5 protein-coding genes are annotated in these 3,655 nt (G+C 70.9%); all 5 read left to right on the top strand.

Annotated features, from left to right (window positions below; translation table 11 throughout):
* Positions 1–297, top strand: a 297-nt coding sequence (locus tag BGO22_RS03210) for a LysR substrate-binding domain-containing protein (protein WP_502686421.1), incomplete at its 5' end; no start/stop codon positions are given.
* Positions 298–348: 51 nt separating this feature from the next.
* Entirely contained in the window at positions 349–579 is a 231-nt protein-coding gene (locus BGO22_RS03205) for a cysteine-rich CWC family protein (RefSeq protein ID WP_070400846.1), read from the top strand.
* Positions 576–2,114: an MFS transporter gene (locus BGO22_RS03200; protein ID WP_070400847.1), complete on the top strand. Its 1,539-nt coding sequence runs from the start codon at positions 576–578 to the stop codon at positions 2,112–2,114. The genes BGO22_RS03205 and BGO22_RS03200 overlap by 4 nt, the downstream gene beginning before the upstream one ends.
* 29 nt (positions 2,115–2,143) lie before the next feature.
* On the top strand, positions 2,144–2,908 hold the full coding sequence (locus tag BGO22_RS03195) for a class II glutamine amidotransferase (protein ID WP_070400848.1): 765 nt from the start codon (positions 2,144–2,146) through the stop codon (positions 2,906–2,908).
* Positions 2,909–3,036: 128 nt separating this feature from the next.
* Positions 3,037–3,655 (top strand): ABC transporter substrate-binding protein (locus BGO22_RS03190; protein ID WP_286848880.1); only part of this gene is annotated, 619 nt, incomplete at its 3' end.

Here is a 3,655-nt window from a genome sequence, read left to right as displayed (position 1 = left end):
GCGCAGATCGAGCAGGCGCTCGAGCGCGCGGGCCGCCCCCGGCGCACGGTGATGTCCAAGCCCACCTTCCTGGGCATTCCCTTCATCATCGAGCAGACCGACCTGATCGCTACCGTGCCCGAGAAGGTCGCCAAGGGGTTCACCCAGTTCACCGACATCGAGATCTTCGAGCCGCCGCTGGACCTGGAGCCGTTCGGGGTCGTGCTGCTGTGGCACGACCGCACACACAACAACCCCCTGCAACGCTGGTTCCGCGAACTGGTGATCGAGCTCTTCCAGGACCCCGAGCACCCCTGATCGCCCCCGTCCCGCGCAGCGGCGACAATGGCGCGGCGGATACTCCCTCCCATGCCCGCCCACCCGCCCACCCCCATCGACGCGACGCGCTGCCCCTTGTGCGGCGGCGACAACCGCTGCGCGGTGGAGATCGAGAAGGCCACCGGCGAGCCGCAGCCACCGTGCTGGTGCGTGAGCGAAACCTTCAGCCCCGAGCTGCTCGCCCGCATCCCCGAGGCGGCGCGCCGCCAGGCCTGCGTCTGTCAGGCCTGCGTGCGCCAGGCGCTGGCACCCCGCCCATGAGCGAACCGCCCGCACCACCGCCCTCGCCCCACGGGCTGCCCGCGCTGCGCGAACGCTACGGACCGCGCTACCGCTGGCTGCTGCTGCTCGCCGTCATGGTGGGCACCATGGCGTCCATCATGTCGTCCACCGTGGTCAACGTGGCCATCCCCGACATGAGCCAGCACTTCACGCTGGGCCAGGAGCGCGCGCAATGGGTCAGCTCGGGCTTCATGGCGGCGATGACCGTGTCCATGCTCACCACGCCCTGGCTGCTGGCGCGTTATGGCTACCGCGCCACCTATTCGGGCTGCATGTGGCTGCTGCTGGTGGGCGGCATGGCCGGCGGCCTGGCCAACCACTACCCGCTGGTGCTGGCCGCGCGCGTGGCCGAGGGCCTGGCGGCGGGCGTGGTGCAGCCCATCCCGGCCATCATCATCCTGCGCGCCTTCGACTCGACCGAGCAGGGCCGCGCCAGCGGCGTCTTCGGCATGGGCGTGGTGCTGGCGCCGGCGCTGGGGCCCAGCATCGGCGGCGTCCTGGTGGACTGGTTCGGCTGGCGCTCCATCTTCTTCATGGTGGTGCCGTTCTGCATCGCCTCGCTGTGGATGGCGCGCAAGCTCATCCCCACCTCCGCGCCCGGCGGCCAGGCCGCCAACCGCGCGGGCGCCGCGCTCGACTGGCGCGGCCTGCTGCTGGCCGCCGCGGGCACCTTGTGCCTGCTCAATGGCCTGGTGGAGCTGCAGGGCGGCACGCCGCTCACCGCGGCCACGCTGCTGCTGGCGGCCGGCGCCTTGCTGCTGGTCTTCGTCTGGCTGGCGCGGCGCATGCTGCAGGCGCACCGCCACGCGCACGGGCCCGAGCCGCTGATGAACCTGAGCCTGTTCGCCGACCGCCGCTTCGCCATGGGCAGCCTGGTGGCCTTCATCTACGGCGTGGCGCTGTTCGGCTCCACCTACCTGCTGCCGGTGTACATGCTGATGGGCCTGCAGCTCTCGCCTTCCGTGGTGGGCACGGTGCTGCTGCCTTCGGGCCTGGTGCTGGCGGTGACGATCGCCAGCGTCGGCCGCCTGGCCGACCGCCAGCCCACGCACCGCCTGGTGTGCATCGGCCTGGTGCTGCTGGCGGCCTCGTTCGCGCTGATGGTCACGATCCGGCTGGAGCACGCGGCGCGCATCATCCCGCTGCTGGTGCTCTGGGCCATCGTCGGGCGCATCGGGCTGGGCTTCATCCTGCCCTCGCTCAACATCGGCGCCATGCGCGGGCTGGGCCACGCCCACATCCCGCAGGGCGCCAGCGTCATCAACTTCCTGCGCATGCTGGGGGGCGCGGCGGGCGTGAGCCTGTGCGGCATCTTCCTGGAGTGGCGGCTGGCCGCGCACGGCGCGCCGCTCGACGCCTCGCCCACCACGCCGGCGCGCCTCGCGGCCTTCGACGAAACCTTCCTCATGCTCGCGGCCATCTGCGCGCTGGCCCTGCTGGCCGCCGCCCGGCTGAAGCCCCCGGGCCCCGCCGAACCGCCATCGCCGCCCGAACGGCATACTGCCCGGGGATAGGCCGCCAGCGAAAGGGCAGAATCCGCGCCATGTGCCAACTGCTGGGACTCAACTGCGCCACGCCCACCGACGCGTCGTTCAGCTTCACGGGCTTCTGCGACCGCGGCGGCAAGACCGACCACCACGCCGACGGCTGGGGCATCGCCTTCTTCGAGGGCAAGGGCCTGCGCCTCTTCATCGACCACCGCAGCGCGCACGACTCGCCCATGGCGGCCTTCCTGCAGGGCTACCCGCTCAAGAGCCGCAACATCATCGCCCACGTTCGCAAGGCCACCATCGGCGAGGTGGCGCTGGAGAATGCCCACCCCTTCGTGCGCCAGCTCTGGGGCCGCCAGTGGGTGTTCGCGCACAACGGCGACCTGAAAGACTACGAGCCGAACCTGCACAGCCACTTCCGCCCCGTGGGCAGCACCGACAGCGAACGCGCCTTCTGCTGGCTGATGCAGGAAATGGCCAAGTCGCACGCGTCCCTGCCCAGCGTGGACGAGCTCACCCGCACCCTGCGCGAACTGGTGCCGCAGGTGCGCCGCTTCGGCAGCTTCAACTTCCTGCTCTCCAACGGCGAAGCCCTGTGGGCGCACTGCAGCACCCACCTGCATTGGCTGGTGCGCCAGCACCCGTTCTCGCTGGCCACGCTGAAAGACCGCGACTGGACGGTGAACTTCGCCGAGCTCAACCACCCCGGCGACCGCGCGGCGGTGATCGTGACCACGCCGCTCACCCGCAACGAGGTGTGGACCCCCTTCGCGCCCGAGGAGCTCAAGGTCTTCGTGGACGGGCTGCCGGTGGCCTGAAGGCGGCCTGAGGCGGGGCTAAGGGCAATCCCCAGTCCCGCGCCGCGCGACTGGGAAACCCCCCGGACTATCATCGCCGGGCCACCACCCCAGCGGGGCCACCCGCCCCGCCCCTCAGGAGACCCGACATGCAACGACGCCACTTCGTCGCCGGCGGCCTCGCCGCCGCCGCCCTGCCCCGTTTCGCCGCCGCGCAGGGCCTGGAAAAGCCCAAGTGCACCATCGCCGTGGGCGGCAAAAACCTCTTCTACTACCTGCCGCTGACCATCGCCGAGCAGCTGGGCTACTTCAAGGACGAGGGCCTGGACCTGACCATCGTCGACTTCGCCGGCGGCTCGCGCGCCCTGCAGGCCGTGGTCGGCGGCAGCGCCGACGTGGTGTCGGGCGCCTTCGAGCACACGGTGAACATGCAGTTCAAGGGCCAGCCCATGCGCGCCTTCGTGCTGCAGGGCCTGGCGCCGCAGATCGTGCTGGGCGTGAACCCCAAGACCATGGCCAACTTCAAGACCGTGGCCGACCTCAAGGGCAAGAAGATCGGCGTGACCGCGCCGGGCAGCTCCACCAACGTGCTGGTGAACTTCGTGCTGGCCAAGGCCGGCCTCAAGCCCAGCGACGTCAGCATCGTCGGCGTGGGGGCGAGCAACGGCGCCGTGGCCGCCATGCGCGCGGGCCAGATCGACGCCATCAGCAACCTCGACCCGGTCATCACCCTGCTGCAGCGCTCGGGCGACCTGAAGATCGTCTCGG

The sequence above is a fragment of the Hydrogenophaga sp. 70-12 genome (assembly GCF_001897365.1).
GTDB lineage: Bacteria > Pseudomonadota > Gammaproteobacteria > Burkholderiales > Burkholderiaceae_C > Hydrogenophaga > Hydrogenophaga borbori.
This window is presented reverse-complemented; position numbering and strand designations above follow the sequence as displayed.